This is a genomic window from Pseudolysinimonas sp. (genome assembly GCF_057350545.1).
Genome location: NZ_JBMRCP010000115.1, coordinates 12689 through 27955 on the forward strand (window position 1 = coordinate 12689; position 15267 = coordinate 27955).

At 69.3% G+C, this 15267-nt stretch carries 12 protein-coding genes; 8 read left to right on the forward strand and 4 right to left on the reverse strand.

What is annotated here, in order from left to right:
- Positions 1-7 precede the first annotated feature (7 nt).
- Positions 8-1120, forward strand: coding sequence for an alkaline phosphatase family protein (locus ACO1X9_RS15695; RefSeq protein ID WP_486351793.1), 1113 nt, complete (start codon positions 8-10; stop codon positions 1118-1120).
- A gap of 146 nt (positions 1121-1266) precedes the next feature.
- Here ACO1X9_RS15695 and sepH read toward each other — a convergent pair whose 3' ends face one another.
- The gene (sepH, locus tag ACO1X9_RS15700) at positions 1267-2292 is read right to left on the reverse strand and encodes a septation protein SepH (RefSeq protein ID WP_486351794.1); all 1026 of its coding nucleotides are present in this window, start codon (positions 2290-2292) and stop codon (positions 1267-1269) included.
- 188 nt (positions 2293-2480) lie between these two features.
- Here sepH and ACO1X9_RS15705 point away from each other — a divergent pair, with 188 nt between their 5' ends.
- Positions 2481-2771 (forward strand): DUF4193 domain-containing protein, encoded by a 291-nt coding sequence (locus tag ACO1X9_RS15705; RefSeq protein ID WP_486351795.1) that lies wholly within the window; start codon positions 2481-2483, stop codon positions 2769-2771.
- 91 nt (positions 2772-2862) lie between these two features.
- Here the strand turns inward: ACO1X9_RS15705 and ACO1X9_RS15710 are convergent, their stop codons facing one another.
- The gene (locus ACO1X9_RS15710; RefSeq protein ID WP_486351796.1) at positions 2863-3321 is read right to left on the reverse strand and encodes a DUF3093 domain-containing protein; all 459 of its coding nucleotides are present in this window, start codon (positions 3319-3321) and stop codon (positions 2863-2865) included.
- Positions 3322-3354: 33 nt separating this feature from the next.
- Between ACO1X9_RS15710 and dut the strand changes: the two genes are divergently transcribed.
- The 6 genes from dut (at position 3355) to ACO1X9_RS15740 (ending at position 11825) form a co-directional block, all read left to right on the forward strand.
- On the forward strand, positions 3355-3822 hold the full coding sequence (gene dut, locus ACO1X9_RS15715; RefSeq protein WP_486351797.1) for a dUTP diphosphatase: 468 nt from the start codon (positions 3355-3357) through the stop codon (positions 3820-3822).
- Entirely contained in the window at positions 3819-4469 is a 651-nt protein-coding gene (locus tag ACO1X9_RS15720) for a DUF3710 domain-containing protein (protein ID WP_486351798.1), read from the forward strand. Before dut ends, ACO1X9_RS15720 begins: the two co-directional genes overlap by 4 nt.
- Positions 4469-5209 carry a DUF3159 domain-containing protein gene (locus ACO1X9_RS15725; protein ID WP_486351799.1) on the forward strand — a complete coding sequence of 247 codons (741 nt, stop codon included), beginning with the start codon at positions 4469-4471 and terminating at the stop codon, positions 5207-5209. The genes ACO1X9_RS15720 and ACO1X9_RS15725 overlap by 1 nt, the downstream gene beginning before the upstream one ends.
- Before the next feature lie 149 nt (positions 5210-5358).
- Positions 5359-8193 (forward strand): aconitate hydratase AcnA, encoded by a 2835-nt coding sequence (gene acnA, locus ACO1X9_RS15730; RefSeq protein ID WP_486351800.1) that lies wholly within the window; start codon positions 5359-5361, stop codon positions 8191-8193.
- A 67-nt stretch (positions 8194-8260) separates the two neighbouring features.
- A complete protein-coding gene (gene dxs, locus ACO1X9_RS15735) occupies positions 8261-10210 on the forward strand; it encodes a 1-deoxy-D-xylulose-5-phosphate synthase (protein WP_486351801.1) in 1950 nt (649 codons plus the stop codon).
- A gap of 112 nt (positions 10211-10322) precedes the next feature.
- A complete protein-coding gene (locus ACO1X9_RS15740) occupies positions 10323-11825 on the forward strand; it encodes a DHA2 family efflux MFS transporter permease subunit (RefSeq protein WP_486351802.1) in 1503 nt (500 codons plus the stop codon).
- Between the two features lie 105 nt (positions 11826-11930).
- Here ACO1X9_RS15740 and ACO1X9_RS15745 read toward each other — a convergent pair whose 3' ends face one another.
- Both ACO1X9_RS15745 and ACO1X9_RS15750 read right to left on the reverse strand, forming a co-directional pair.
- Positions 11931-14066, reverse strand: coding sequence for a 3-hydroxyacyl-CoA dehydrogenase NAD-binding domain-containing protein (locus tag ACO1X9_RS15745; RefSeq protein WP_486351803.1), 2136 nt, complete (start codon positions 14064-14066; stop codon positions 11931-11933).
- A complete protein-coding gene (locus ACO1X9_RS15750) occupies positions 14063-15262 on the reverse strand; it encodes a thiolase family protein (protein WP_486351804.1) in 1200 nt (399 codons plus the stop codon). The genes ACO1X9_RS15745 and ACO1X9_RS15750 overlap by 4 nt, the downstream gene beginning before the upstream one ends.
- Between the last annotated feature and the right edge of the window lie 5 nt (positions 15263-15267).

Below are 15267 nucleotides of genomic sequence, written 5' to 3' on the forward strand. Positions count from 1 at the left end.
CGGGGCCATGCTACCGGCGGCCCGATCTCACCGGTTCAGCCTCACCGACGTGCTGAGGAATTGCCTCGACGCGGTACGCGGCGACCGGGGAACGCTCGGGTTGCCCGCCGTCGATCACGCCGTCGTGCTGCTCGTCGACGGCCTCGGCCAGGTGCCCCTCGAGGCGCATCGCGGGTACGCCCGCCGACTCCTGGCGGCACCCCGATCGTCGGTCATCCAGTCGGTCTTCCCCTCGACGACGGCGTCGGCGCTGGCGTCGCTCACGACCGGCGAACTGCCCGGCGTCCACGGTCTCGTCGGCTACCTCGGCTTCGATTCGAGCGGCGATCGCGTCGTCAATCTGCTCACCGGGTGGGGGGCGGATCTCGATCCCGGCTCGTGGCAGCGCGTGCCGACGCTCTTCGAGCGCGCGGGGGCCGAGGGCATCCCTGCCTTCGCCGTGGGACCGGCGCGCTACCGGGATTCGGGGTTCACAGCAGCGGTGCTCCGCGGTGCCGAGTACCGCCCGGGCGACTCGATCGCCCACCGTTTCGCGGAGGTGCGGCGCATCCACGCGCAGCAGCCGCGATCGCTCACCTACGTGTACGCGCACGAGGTCGACGCGGCCGCGCACGCGAAGGGCGTCGGCTCCGACGCGTGGACGGCGGCGTTGGAAGACGTGGATGCCGCGGTCGCCGCGTTCGCGGGCGGGCTCGGAGCGCGCAGTGGGCTTCTCGTCACGGGCGACCACGGCGGGCTCGACATCCCGTTCGACGACCACGTCATCCTCGATCCCGCCCTGCTCGCGGGCGTCCGGCACGTGTCGGGGGAGCCGCGTTGTCTCGCGCTGCACCTGGAGCCCGGCGCCGACACCGACGAGGTGCTCGCGCGCTGGCAGGCAGCCGAGGGCAAGCGGGCGTGGATCGCGACGCGCGAGGAAGCCGTCGACGCCGGCTTCTTCGGCGAGGTCGACCCCGACGTGCTGCCGCGCATCGGCGACATCCTCGTGGCGGCCCGTTCCCGGATCGCCTACTACCCCGACGCCGGCGACCCCGGCCGCACGATGGTCGGCCAGCACGGCTCCCTCACCCCCGAGGAGCGCGACATCCCCCTCCTCCGTTTCGGAGCCTTCGGAAAGTAGCCCCTCTCACACGAGGGACCCGCGAGGGAGCTGGAGGAAGCCCCCCATCCGAGCAACAGAAGGAGGGTGCGGGCAGGGCCTCGCGAGTCAATCGGGGTAGGGGTCCCCGCTCTTGACTCGCGAGGCCCTGCCCGTGCCCGACCGACCTAGAGGTCGTCGTCGGTACGCGCCCCGAACACGATCTCGTCCCAGGAAGGCATGGACTGCCGCCCCTTCGAGCCGCGCTTGCCTTGGGGCCCGGTGGAGTTGCGGTCGCGCGCGGTGGGTTTCGTGCGCATCGACTCGACGGGCTGGTCGTCGCTCGTGTCGAGGGGAACCTCGATGAGCCGGACGGTACCCGTCGACGGATGCGCCGCGAGCGACTCTTCGTGGTCGGGGTCCATCGGGTCGCGTTCCCCGCGCCGCTTGCGCAGGGCTTCGAGCAGGTCGGCGGTCTGGTTCTTCTTCGCCGGGAGGGGTTCGGCGTCGCCGACGCGACCGTACGGGACGGGTTCGAGCAGCGGTCCCGTCTCGTCGCCCGCGGGCGTGACGGAGAAGGCTCCGCTGTCGAAGCGCGCGGCGTCGGGCTGTTCGCCGAGCGGCACGGCCCGCAGACGCGGTACGAGGTTGGTCGGCAGGTCGCCCTGCTGGGAGAGTGAGATCGCCTCCTGGTTGAGGGGTGCGAGCGTCGACTTCTTCGGCTCGAACGACCACCGCGCGTCGTGCTCGATCGTCTCGGCGACGAAGGTGAGTTTCACGATCCAGCCTCCGCCTTCCTCTTTCCACGACGCCCAGCGTTCGCTGATGGCGTGGGCGTCGGCGAGGCGACGGCGGATGACGGAGCCGAAGGTGGCCCCGCCGCCGAACGGGTCGGTGTCGGCGGCGAGTTGCACGGGCACCCCGAGCGCCGACTCGATGACGTACTCGCGTTCGGCGAGCACAGGGCCTTCGAACCGCTGCACGTACTCGAGCGGCACCCCGGTGATGGCGGCGACGTCTTCGGCCGACATCCCGGCGCGGATGTGCGACTGGATCTCGCGGGGCGAGAGCTTGCGGGCGTCGCCGGCGGCCGGCGACGACTGGCGCAGTCGTGACTGCAGCACGTCGTCGATCGCGACGCGATAGCGGGTGCCCTCGTCGGAGGCGACGAGCAGTGAGCCGTCCTCCACGCCGATGACTTTGAGTTCCTGCATCGAGCCCCTCCTCTCCGGGGTCAGGATGCCACGGCTCGTCGCCGATTGCGGGGAATAACGCGGGCGCGCCGGAAGTTGTCTCGACCGCGACCAACGGCGGATTCCGGGTGGTTTGCGAATCCAGGTTCGATCATGCAGACTGACGCCGCCGAATCGCACCCCGGCAGTAACACACGAGATGGATGGGCATGGCAACCGACTACGACGCACCGCGGAAGACCGACGAGGACACCGAGTCCATCCAGGCCCTTCAGGAGCGCACCCCGGACAAGCTGTCGGGGGTCGTCGACGTCGATGACGCCTCGGCAGATGGATTCGAACTGGGCGGGGCGGATCTGTCCGACCTCGACCTGGATGTGGTCGTGCTCCCGCCGCAGGAGGACGAGTTCACGTGCGTCAGCTGCTTCCTGGTGAAGCACCAGTCGCAGCATGACCACGACACGAAGCTCGGCGCCGTCTGCAAGGACTGCGCGGCCTGATTGAAGGCGAGGGCGCTTTCGCGCCGTCGCTCAGGCCGCGCCGGTCGCCGTCTCGGCGGCCGGAGCCAGGTCTCGACACGCGGCTTCGCCGCTACTCGACCACCGAGGTGAGGGCCGCCGCGAGCTCTCGCGGACGGCGGGTCGACACGAGCCAGTAGGGCGTCGGGTCGTCGGGGTCGGTGAGCTCGACGCGCACGACGCCGGAGAGCCACGGTCGCAGCAGCAGCCAGGCTCGGGCGTCGAGTCGCGTGCCGCGCTCGGCGAAGGCGTCGGCGCCCTCGTGCGCCGTCACCGCACCCACGTAGGAACGCTCGATGCGCGCCCGGCCCGCGCGCAGCATCCCGTCGGTCACCTCGATCAGCGGGGTGGTCACGACGAGGGTGACGACGATGGCGACGTAGAGCACGCCCGCGCTCACATAGCCGGCGATCACCGAGATCGGCAGGAAGACGAGCAGGCTCGCGGGGATGACGAGCGCCGTGGCGACGAACACCCACCAGGCGGGCCAGAGTCGCTCCCGATAGACGGCGGGCGGTTCGCGGTCCTGCATTGCCCCATTCGACCATGGACTAGCCTCGGTGGGGTGACCGAGTCGATCGAGGTGCTGTTCACCGGCGCCCTCCCGGTCTACGCGCACCCGGGCGATGCCGGCGCCGACCTCGTCTCGACCGAGGATGTCGTGCTCGCCCCGGGGGAGCGCGCGACCGTGCCGACCGGCCTCTCGATCGCGCTGCCGAACGGGTACGTCGGTTTCGTCGTGCCCCGCAGCGGTCTGGCGATGAGGCACGGCATCACGATCGTCAACTCGCCGGGCACGGTGGATGCCGGCTACCGCGGCGAGATCCGCATCACCCTGCTCAACACCGACGCCCGCGAGTCGTACGCCATCTCCGCCGGCGACCGGATCGCGCAACTGATCGTCATGACCTTGCCGCGTGTGAGGTTCGTCGAGGTCGAGCGACTTCCGGGCAGCGAGCGCGGCGAGGGCGGGTTCGGTTCGACCGGCTATCGACAGAGCCCCACCGGCTCTCAACAGAAGGCTTCCTCGTGAGCGACCTCGAGCATCCCAAGTCCGCCCCCGACGATCGGGCCACCGCCGGCCCGTTCGACGAGTCCGAGGCCAACCCGGTGCGACCGTACGTCGATCTCGGCGGCATCAAGCTGCTGCCCCGACCCGAGCTCGCGGTGCGACTCGAGGTCGAGGAGGGCAACAAGCGCGTCGTGGCCGTCGCGCTCGACTACGCGGGCTCCACGCTCCAGTTGCAGCCCTTCGCGGCACCGCGGTCGAGCGGCCTCTGGCACGAGATCCGCGCGCAGATCGTGCAGCAGATCGAGAAGCAGGGCGGGCGCACCCAGGAGACGACCGGTCCGTTCGGGCCGGAGCTGCGTGCGGAGTTGCCGGCGCCGAGCGGTCAGGGCAGCCGCATCGCACGTTTCGTCGGCGTCGACGGCCCGCGCTGGTTCCTCCGCGGTGTGATCAGCGGCGAAGCGGCGGTCAACCCCGAGGCGGCGGCGCGCGTCGAGGAGTTGCTGCGCAGCATCGTCGTCGTGCGCGGGTCGACTCCGATGCCGCCGCGCGACCTCATCCCGCTGCACGTGCCGGGCTCGGTGCAGGGTGCGACAGCGACCGGTGCGACGCCGACCGGTGCCGCCCCCACCACCGGTACCACGCCCACCGGCCCGGCGACCGCCGTCTGATGGCCGCGGCGACCGATCCCTCGACGCCCGATCCCGACCAGGGGAACGACGCCGTCCCGACGTTCCGCGAGGCGATGGCGGCCGCCGCGCAGCGCTCGGGCCTCGGGCGGGTGAAGCCGGGGGAGACCCCGACGGCCGGCGCGCTGCTCTCGGCGATCGGCGGCATCCGCGGCCTCGTCGAGTCGATCGTGCCCGGTCTCGGCTTCCTCGTGACCTACACGATCACGAAGGAGCTGCTGCCGTCGGTGCTCGCGCCGCTGGCGCTCTCGGTGATCTTCATCATCGTCCGGGTGCTCACCCGCCAGTCGGTGACGACGGCGCTCGCGGGGGCGCTCGGCATCGGGATCTCCGCCGCACTCGCCCTGTTCACAGGCAATGCCAACGACAACTTCGTGCCCGGGTTCTTCATCAACGCCACCGTGCTGCTCGTCATGCTGGTGAGCCTCGCGGTGCGGCGTCCGTTCGTCGGCGTGCTCGTCGGCCTGCTGCTGAACGACGACGACTGGCGCAAGGATCCCGCGAAGCTGCGGGTCGCGGCGATCGCCACCATCCTGTGGGCGACGCTCTCGGCGCTGCGCCTCGCGGTGCAGGTGCCGCTCTATTTCGCCTCGACCGCCGACGCCCTCGCGGCGACGAAACTCATCATGGGCGTGCCGCTCTATGCGGGTCTGCTCTGGGTGACCTGGCTGCTGGTCCGCACGGCGTGGCGCGCACGCGAGGAGCCGGACGACGGACGCTGAGGGTGGTAGATTTATCTTGATGTCAAGATAAATTGCCCCGGCCGAGCGAGTTCATCGGGCTTAGGCTTGGCTTACTGGCAGCGGCGCCACGCCGCGGTCAGGATGGGTGCCGAGAGAGGCTCGACAAGGGCCGCGCACGAGGAGACGCCATGTCGCAGGTCAACAGCTTCGGATCGAAGGACACCCTCACCGTCGGGGGCACCGAGTACGAGATCTTCCGCATCGACAAGGTCCCGGGCTACGACAAGCTCCCGTTCAGCCTCAAAGTGCTGCTCGAGAACCTCCTCCGCACCGAAGACGGCGCCAACGTCACCAAGTCGCAGATCGAGGCGCTCGGCGCCTGGAATCCGGCCGCCGACCCCGACACCGAGATCCAGTTCACGCCGGCGCGCGTCGTCATGCAGGACTTCACCGGCGTCCCGTGCATCGTCGACCTCGCGACGATGCGCGAAGCGGTCACGGCGCTCGGCGGCGACCCCGACAAGATCAACCCGCTCTCGCCCGCCGAGATGGTCATCGACCACTCGGTCATCGCCGACCTCTTCGGCACCGAGAACGCCCTCGAGCGCAACGTCGAGATCGAGTACCAGCGCAACGGCGAGCGCTACCAATTCCTCCGCTGGGGCCAGACGGCATTCCAGGACTTCAAGGTCGTGCCGCCCGGCACCGGCATCGTGCACCAGGTCAACATCGAGCACCTCGCGAAGGTCATCTACGACCGCACGAACGGTGGCGTCCTCCAGGCCTACCCCGACACGTGCGTCGGTACCGACTCCCACACGACGATGGTCAACGGCCTCGGCGTGCTCGGCTGGGGCGTGGGCGGCATCGAGGCCGAGGCCGCGATGCTCGGGCAGCCGGTGTCGATGCTCATCCCGCGCGTCGTCGGCTTCAAACTCACGGGCGAGATCCCGGCGGGGGTGACGGCGACGGATGTCGTGCTCACGATCACCGATCTGCTGCGCAAGCACGGCGTGGTCGGCAAGTTCGTCGAGTTCTACGGTGCCGGGGTGGCGTCCGTGCCGCTCGCCAACCGCGCGACCATCGGCAACATGAGCCCGGAGTTCGGCTCGACCGCGGCGATGTTCCCGATCGACGACGTGACGCTCGAGTACCTCCGTCTCACGGGCCGCGACGAGCAGTCGGTCGCACTCGTCGAGGCCTACGCGAAGCTGCAGTCGCTCTGGCACGACCCGTCGATCGAGCCCGCGTTCAGCGAGTACATGGAGCTCGACCTCGGCACGGTCGTGCCGTCGATCGCCGGCCCGAAGCGCCCGCAAGACCGCATTCTGCTGTCGGAGTCGAAGTCGCAGTTCGAGAAGGACATCGTCGGCTACATGACGGCGAGCACCAACCACGACATCGTCGACCTCGAGTCGAAGCACTCGTTCCCGACGTCCGACCCGGGCAACACCCCGGGCGTCGAAGAGGAGGAGACCCGCGAGGTGCACATCTCGTCCGGTGCTCCCGCGGCGGCGTCCAAGCCAGTCAAGGTGACGACCCCCGAGGGCACGTCCTACCTCCTCGACAACGGCGCGGTGACGCTCGCGGCGATCACCTCGTGCACGAACACGTCGAACCCGTCTGTCATGATCGCCGCCGGCCTCCTCGCGCGGAACGCCGTCGACAAGGGACTCAAGCGCAAGCCGTGGGTCAAGACGACGCTCGGCCCGGGCTCGAAGGTCGTCACCGACTACTACGAGAAGTCGGGTCTCGACAAGTCGCTCGAGGCCGTCGGCTTCTACACGGTCGGCTACGGCTGCACGATCTGCATCGGCAACTCGGGCCCGCTCATCGACGAGGTCTCGGCGGCCGTCAACGACCACGACCTCGCGGTCACCGCGGTGCTCTCGGGCAACCGCAACTTCGAGGGCCGCATCAGCCCCGACGTGAAGATGAACTACCTCGCGTCGCCGCCGCTCGTCGTCGCGTACGCCCTCGCGGGGTCGATGCACTTCGATTTCGAGACGGATGCCCTCGGCAAGGACTCCGACGGCAACGACGTGTTCCTCCGGGACATCTGGCCGTCGCCCGACGAGGTGCAGCAGACGATCGACTCGTCGATCTCGCGCGAGCAGTTCATCAAGCAGTACGCGACGGTGTTCGACGGCGACGAGCGCTGGACGAGCCTGCCCACGCCGACCGGCCCGATCTTCGAGTGGGACGAGAACTCGACCTACGTGCGCAAGCCCCCGTACTTCGACGGCATGACGATGGAACTCACGCCCGTCGCCGACATCCACGGTGCCCGAGTCATGGCGACGCTCGGCGACTCGGTGACGACCGACCACATCAGCCCGGCCGGCAACATCAAGGCCGGCACGCCCGCCGCGCAGTACCTCACCGAGCACGGCGTCGACCGCGTCGACTTCAACTCGTACGGCTCGCGTCGCGGTAACCACGAGGTGATGATCCGCGGCACCTTCGCGAACATCCGCCTGAAGAACGCGCTCCTCGCGGCGGTCAACGACGGCAACGTCGTCGAGGGCGGCTACACGCGCGACTTCACGCAGCCCGGCGGCCCGCAGTCGTACATCTACGACGCGTGCATGAACTACCAGGCGCAGGGCACGCCGCTCGTGATCTTCGGCGGCAAGGAGTACGGCTCCGGCTCGTCGCGTGACTGGGCGGCGAAGGGCACCTCGCTGCTCGGCGTCAAGGCCGTCATCACCGAGAGCTTCGAGCGCATCCACCGTTCCAACCTCATCGGGATGGGCGTCGTGCCGCTGCAGTTCCCGGCGGGTGAGTCGTGGGAGTCGCTGGGCCTCGACGGCACCGAGATCGTGTCGATCGCGGGACTCGAGGAGCTCAACGAAGGCCGCACGCCGAAGACGGTCAAGGTCACCGCGGCGCCGTCGGAGTTCTCGCCCGAGGGCAAGCAGACGGTCGAGTTCGACGCGGTCGTGCGCATCGACACCCCCGGTGAGGCCGACTACTACCGCAACGGCGGCATCCTGCAGTACGTGCTCCGCAGCCTCGTCTGAGCGGCCGTCTGAGCGGTTCGGAGTCAACCTCCAGGTGGATGCGGAACTCCCTCAGTAGGCTCAAGGCATGAGCCTGCTCGAGGGGATCTCCGGACCGCGCGACCTCGATCGCCTCTCCAAATCGGAACTCGTCGAGCTCGCGGCGGAGATCCGGCGCTTCCTCGTGACCGAGGTCTCGAAGACGGGCGGGCATCTCGGTCCGAACCTCGGGGTCGTCGAGCTCACGATGTCGATCCATCGGGTGTTCGACTCTCCGCGCGACGCCGTCGTCTGGGACACGGGGCACCAGAGCTACGTGCACAAGCTGCTGACCGGCCGTCAAGACTTCAGTCGCCTGCGTATGAAGGGCGGTCTCGCCGGCTACCCGCAGCGCTCCGAGAGCGAGCACGACATCGTCGAGTCGTCGCACGCCTCGAGTTCGCTGTCGTGGGCCGACGGCATCTCGCGCGCCTTCACCATGACCGGGCAGGCCGACCGGCACGTCGTCGCCGTCGTCGGGGACGGCGCCCTCACGGGCGGCATGACGTGGGAGGCGCTCAACAACATCTCCGACGACAACTCGCGCCGCCTGGTGATCGTCGTCAACGACAACGGCCGCTCCTACGCGCCGACGATCGGCGGCATGGCGCGCTTCCTCAACGACGTGCGCACCCGCCGGTCCTACCGCAGCCTGCACCGCACGAGCCGCGCGGTCTTCCAGCGGCTCGGGCCCGCGGGTCGCGCGGTCTACCGCGGCACCCGCGGTGCCGTCCACGGCTTCCTCTCCCGGTTCACCAACAACGAGGCGCTCTACTCGAACCTCGACATCAAGTACCTCGGGCCGGTGCACGGACACGACCTCGCCGCCCTTGAGGAGACACTCACCCAGGCCCGCGACTACAACGCGCCGGTGATCGTGCACGTCATCACCGAGAAGGGCCACGGGTACGGTCCCGCGGTGGCCGACATCGCCGACCAGTTCCACGCCGTCGGCCAGATCGACCCGGAGACGGGTGAGCCGGTGGAGGCCCCGTCGCGGCCGTCGTGGACGAGCGTCTTCGCCGACGAGATCGTCGACATCGCCGATGCCGAACCACGCGTCGTGGGCATCACGGCCGCGATGCTCAGGCCGACCGGGCTGCACCGGTTCGCCGAGAAGCACCCCGACCGCGTGTTCGACGTCGGCATCGCCGAGCAGCACGCCGTGACGAGCGCCGCCGGTCTCGCGTTCGGCGGACTGCATCCGGTCGTCGCCCTCTACGCGACGTTCGTCAACCGCGCATTCGACCAGATCCTCATGGATGTCGCGCTGCACAAGGCGGGCGTCACCTTCGTGCTCGACCGCGCCGGTGTCACCGGGCCTGACGGCCCGAGTCACCACGGGATGTGGGACCTCGCGATCCTGCAGGCGGTACCCAACATCAAGATCGCCGCGCCGCGCGACTCCACCCGGCTCCGTGAAGAGTTGCGTGAGGCCGTCGCGGTCGACGACGCACCCACGGTGCTGCGCTTCTCGAAGGGCAGCGTCGGCGGTGAGATGGATGCCGTGCGGCGCACCGCGGACGGCGTCGACGTGCTGCGCGAGGCCGCCCACCGCGACGTGCTCATCGTGACCGTCGGCCCGATGGCGAAGCTCGGGCTGCAGGTCGCGGAGCGTCTCGCGGCGCAGGGGATCGGCGCGACGGTCGTCGACCCGCGCTGGGTGGTGCCCGTGCCGCGGTCGATCATCGAGCTCGCCCGCGACTACCGACTCGTCGTCTCGATCGAGGACGGCATCCGTGTCGGCGGGATCGGCACGCGCATCCGCCAGGACCTGCGGGCGGCTGGGGTGGACACGGCGGTCGACGAGCTCGGGCTTCCCGACGAGTTCCTCGACCACGGCGACCGTGCGGACATCCTCACCGAGGTGGGCCTCTCCGATCAGCGCATCGCCCGCGACATCGTCTCCCAGGTGCTCGGCACCCGCATCCCGGTCGCCCGGCCGTTGCCGGATGAGCAGGACGTCTCCGTGCGCTCGGAGCTTCGCGAGCGGGAATAGATCCGCCGTCGGCGGCGGTTGTTCACTCTCGGCGGAACGCGCCCGGCGGGTCGCGTCGGGGGTGGGCGCTAGCTTTGACGTCGGGCGATCGCCCCACCACCACGGAGGAACCATGACGGATACGACTGCGCCCGCAGGGCCCTCCACTGCCTCGGTCCCGGTGGTCGCCGACCGCCTCGACACCCGGTCGCGCCAGGCTCTCGTGCTGCTGCTCGCCGCGGTCTTCGTCGTGTTCCTCAACGAGACGACGATGAGCGTCGCCATCCCGACGATCATCGAGGATCTCGGCATCACGGCCGCGAGCGGTCAGTGGCTCACGACGGCGTTCGCCCTCACCCTCGCGGTCGTCATCCCGATCACCGGCTGGCTGCTGCAGAGACTCAGCACGCGCCAGGTCTTCACCGTCGGCATGTCGCTGTTCGCCGCGGGCACGCTCATCGCGGCGACCGCGCCGCTGTTCGGCGTGCTCGTCCTGGGTCGCGTCGTACAGGCGAGCGGCACGGCGCTCATGATGCCGCTCATGATGACGACGGTGCTCACGATCGTGCCGATGCACCTCCGCGGTCGCATCATGGGGCGAATCTCGATCGTCATGTCGGTCGCACCCGCCGTCGGACCCGCCATCTCGGGCGTTCTGCTGCAGGCGTTCGATCACCAGTGGCGCGCGCTCTTCTGGGTGATGCTGCCGATCGCTCTGGCGATGTTGGCGATCGGCATCTGGCGCGTGCCCAATGTGTCCGAGCTGCGCCGGGTGCCGCTCGACGTGCCGTCGGTGCTGCTCTCCGCGATCGGCTTCAGCGGGTTCGTCTACGGGCTCTCGAGCATCGGCGAGGCCGCCGATACCGGCACGCTTCTGCCGCCGTGGGTTCCTCTCGCGATCGGCGTCGTGTTCCTCGTGCTGTTCGCCCTGCGCCAGTTCACGCTGCAGCGACGCGACGCCGCGTTCCTCGACCTGCGCACGTTCTCATCGCGCACGTTCACGATCGCGGTCATCATGCTCTCGATCGGCATGCTGTCGCTGTTCGGCATGGTCATCCTGCTGCCGATCTACCTGCAGAACGCGCTCGACCTGCCGACGACGACGATCGGTCTCATGCTGCTGCCCGGGCCGCTGCTCTCGGGCCTGCTCGGTCCCATCGTCGGCCGCATCTACGACAAGGTCGGCCCGCGGCCGCTCGTCGTGCCCGGGGCGATCGTGCTCAGCCTCTCGTTCTGGGTGTTCGCCCTCGGCCTCGGCGTCGGCACCCCCATCTGGGTCGTCGTCCTCGCGAACGTGCTGCTCGGCCTCGGGCTCGCCGGTCTCTTCACGCCGCTCTTCTCGAGCGGTCTCGGTTCGCTCCCGCCGCACCTGTACTCGCACGGTTCAGCACTCGTCGCGACACTGCAGCAGGTCGCGGGTGCCGCGGGCACGGCGATCTTCATCGCCCTGCTCGCGATCGGGATGGCGGGCGCCGGCGAGACCGACGTGACGATCGCGTCGCCTGAACAGATCGTCGCGGGTGTGCACCTCGCGTTCATGGTCGGTGCCGTCGTGTCGCTCGTGAACATCGCCGTGTCGTTCTTCGTGCGGCGTCCGGTCGAGGCTCAAGGGGCACCCGCGCACGGCGGGCACTGACTCAACCTCGGTGGTCGAGTAGCCGCCGCAGGCGGCGTGTCGAGACCCGGGAGCGCGGTCTCGACACGCGCTTCGCGCTACTCGACCACCGAGATGGCGGTCTTCCTAAGCGACGCCCTTGATCGGCGGCGTGTGGAACGTCGAGCCGAAGACCCGTTCGCTCGCACCGACCCGGTCGAGGTACGGCGTCGCGCCTCCCATCTGGAACGGCCAGCCCGCGCCGAGCAGCAGGCAGAGGTCGATGTCCTCCGCCGCGTGCACGACGTCGCCCTCGAGCATCCGGTGGATCTCATCGGCGAGGCCGTCTTCGACGCGCGCGCGCAGTTCCTCCGCGGTGTACGGCTTCGCGTCGGCCGGGCGGTGCTTCGCGACGATCGCGAGCGCCTTCTTGTCGATCTTGCCGGTCGGCTTGCCCTTGCCGTCCTTCTCGAGCAGTACGTTCGCTTCGGCGAGCTCGTGCAGCGCCTGCGACTCGAAGAACCGCTCGGGGAACGCCGTGTGGTGCGTGTCGAGCACGTGGGCGCCGACCTTGAGCCCGACGAGGTCGAGCAGCACGAACGGGTCCATCGGCAGGCCGAACGGCTTGACGGCCTCGACGACGGCGGACGGCTCCGTGCCGACCTCGAGTGCGTGCATCGCCTCGCCGAGCAGCTTGGCGAGGATGCGGTTGACGACGAAGCCGGGCGTGTCGGCCGTGATGACCGCGGTCTTGCGCAGCTGCTGCGCGACGGCCATCGCGGTCGCCAGGGTCTCGTCGGTGGTCTTCGGCGTCTTCACGACCTCGATGAGCGGCATGACCGCGACGGGGTTGAAGAAGTGGAAGCCGACGACTCGCTCCGGGTGCTTCAGCTTCGCGCCGATCTGCTCGACCGAGAGCGACGACGTGTTCGTGGCGAGGATCGCTTCGGGCGAGATGTGCTTCTCGACGTCGGCGAACACCGTCTGCTTGACGCCGAGCTCCTCGAAGACGGCCTCGATGACCCAGTCGCAGTCGGCGAAGTCGGCCTTGTCGGTCGTCCCGGTCACGAGCTCCTTGAGGCGGTTGGCCTCGTCGGCGTCGATGCGGCCCTTGCCGAGCAGCTCGTCGATCTCGCCGTGGATGGTCGCGACGCCCTTGTCGACGCGCTCCTGGTCGAGGTCGGTGATGACCACCGGCACCTGGAGTCGCCGCACGAAGAGCAGCGCGAACTGCGTCGCCATGAGACCCGCGCCGATGACACCGACCTTCGTGACCTTGCGGGCGAGCGCTTTGTCGGGCGCCCCCGCGGGCTTCTTCGCGCGCTTCTGCACGAGGTTGAACGCGTAGATCGACGCACGGAACTGGTCGCCCGAGATGAGGTCGGCCAACGCCTCGTCCTCCGCGGCGAACCCCGTCTTCTTGTCGGTGTTCTTCGCCGCCTTGAGCAGCTCGAGCGCCGCGTAGGGGCTCTTCGCGACCCGGCCGATACGCGAGGCGAGGGTCTTCTCGGCGATGCCGATCGCGACATCCCACTTCACCGCGCGCTCGATCTTGCCGGGTTCGTTCTTGCGCTTGACCTTGATCGTGCCGGTCAGCACGCCGTCGGCCCACCTCAGCGAGTCCTCGAGGAAGTTCGCCGGCCCGAACATCGCATCGGCGATGCCGAGCTCGAACACCTGGGGGCCCTTGAGCATCCTGTTGTTCTTGAGCGGGTTGGAGATGACGACCTCGAGAGCGTTCTCGATGCCGATCAGGTTGGGCAGCAACCACGCGCCGCCCCAGCCGGGGATGATGCCGAGGAACACCTCGGGCAGCGCGAAGGCCGGCACCGACGAGTCGACCGTGCGGTAGGTCGCGTTGAGACCGATCTCCACGCCACCGCCGAGCGCGAGCCCGTTGTAGAAGACGAACGACGGCACTCCGAGGTCGGAGAGCTTGCCGAGCGCCTCGTGGCCGAGCTGCGCCATGAGCAGACCCGTCTCGCGATCGGGGATGTCGCCCACCTTCGACAGGTCGGCGCCCGCCGCGAAGATGAACTGCTTGCCGATGACGGCAACCCCGTCGATCTCGTTCTTGGCCGCGCGGCCCTTCAACTCGTCGAGGCGCTCGGAGAACTCGAGCAGCGTGGCGGGTCCGAGCGTCGACGGGCGCGTGTGGTCGCGGCCATTGTCGAGCGTGAGCAGCGCGAGGGTCTTGCCGCTCGGCATCCGGATGTCGCGCACGTAGGAGTGCGTGACGACCTCGTCGGGGTCGAGCCCGACCAGCTTGCTGAAGTCGGTCACTTCTTGGCTCCCTTGTAGTGCGGGTTCTCCCAGATGATGCTGCCGCCCTGGCCGAGGCCGACACACATCGCCGTGAGGCCGTAGCGCACGTCGGGACGTTCCTCGAACTGCCGGGCGAGCTGGATCATGAGCCGCACGCCCGACGAGGCGAGCGGATGCCCGATCGCGATCGCACCACCCCACGGGTTGACGCGCGGATCCTCGTCGTCGATGCCGAAGTGGTCGAGCAGCGACAGCACCTGCACGGCGAACGCCTCGTTGAGCTCGAACAGTCCGATGTCGTCGATCGTCAGGCCCGCCTTGCGCAGCGCCTTCTCGGTCGACGGGATCGGGCCGATGCCCATGACCTCGGGCTCGACGCCGGCGAACGCGAACGACACCATCCGCATCTTGGTCGTGAGACCGAGATCCTTCGCGGTGTCGGCGCTCGCAAGCAGCGACACGGTCGCGCCGTCGGTGAGCGGCGACGCGTTGCCGGCGGTGACCCGCCCGTGCGGGCGGAACGGCGTCTTGAGGGTCGCGAGACCTTCCATCGTCGTCTCGGGGCGCAGCCCCTCGTCGGTCGTGGCGAGGCCCCAGCCCTGCTCGCTCTTGATGGCGACGGGGATGAGGTCGGGCTGGATCTTGCCCGCGGCGTAGGCGGCGGCGACCTTCTGCTGGCTGAGCATGCCGAACCGGTCGCTGCGCTCCTTGGTGAGCGACGGGAAGCGGTCGTGCAGACGCTCGGCCGTGTTGCCCATGTTGAGCGCCTGCGGGTCGACGAGCTTCTCGGCGAGGAACCGCGGGTTCGGGTCGGCGCCTTCACCCATCGGGTGGTGCCCCATGTGCTCGACACCGCCGGCGATGGCGACGTCGTACATGCCGACGCCGATCATGCTGCCGACCGTGGCGACGGAGGTCATCGCGCCCGCGCACATGCGGTCGATCGCGAAGCCCGGAACGGTGATGGGCAGACCGGCGAGGATCGCGGCGGTGCGCCCGATCGTGAGCCCCTGATCACCCGTCTGGGTGGTGGCGGCGATCGCGACGTCGTCGACGCGTTCCGGCGGGAGGTTCGGGTTGCGCTCGAGCAGCCCGATCATGGCCTTCACGATGAGATCGTCAGCCCGGGTGTTCCAGTACTGACCCTTCTCACCGGCTCGCCCGAACGGGGTCCTCACCCCGTCGACGAACACGACGTCCTTCACCTCGGCCACGATGC

Coding starts and splice junctions, on each gene's coding strand:
- ACO1X9_RS15695 (WP_486351793.1), top strand. CDS start 8: ATGCTACCGGCGGCCCGATCTCACCGGTTCAGCCTCACCGACGTGCTG.
- sepH (WP_486351794.1), bottom strand. CDS start 2,292: ATGCAGGAACTCAAAGTCATCGGCGTGGAGGACGGCTCACTGCTCGTC.
- ACO1X9_RS15705 (WP_486351795.1), top strand. CDS start 2,481: ATGGCAACCGACTACGACGCACCGCGGAAGACCGACGAGGACACCGAG.
- ACO1X9_RS15710 (WP_486351796.1), bottom strand. CDS start 3,321: ATGCAGGACCGCGAACCGCCCGCCGTCTATCGGGAGCGACTCTGGCCC.
- ACO1X9_RS15725 (WP_486351799.1), top strand. CDS start 4,469: ATGGCCGCGGCGACCGATCCCTCGACGCCCGATCCCGACCAGGGGAAC.
- acnA (WP_486351800.1), top strand. CDS start 5,359: ATGTCGCAGGTCAACAGCTTCGGATCGAAGGACACCCTCACCGTCGGG.
- dxs (WP_486351801.1), top strand. CDS start 8,261: ATGAGCCTGCTCGAGGGGATCTCCGGACCGCGCGACCTCGATCGCCTC.
- ACO1X9_RS15740 (WP_486351802.1), top strand. CDS start 10,323: ATGACGGATACGACTGCGCCCGCAGGGCCCTCCACTGCCTCGGTCCCG.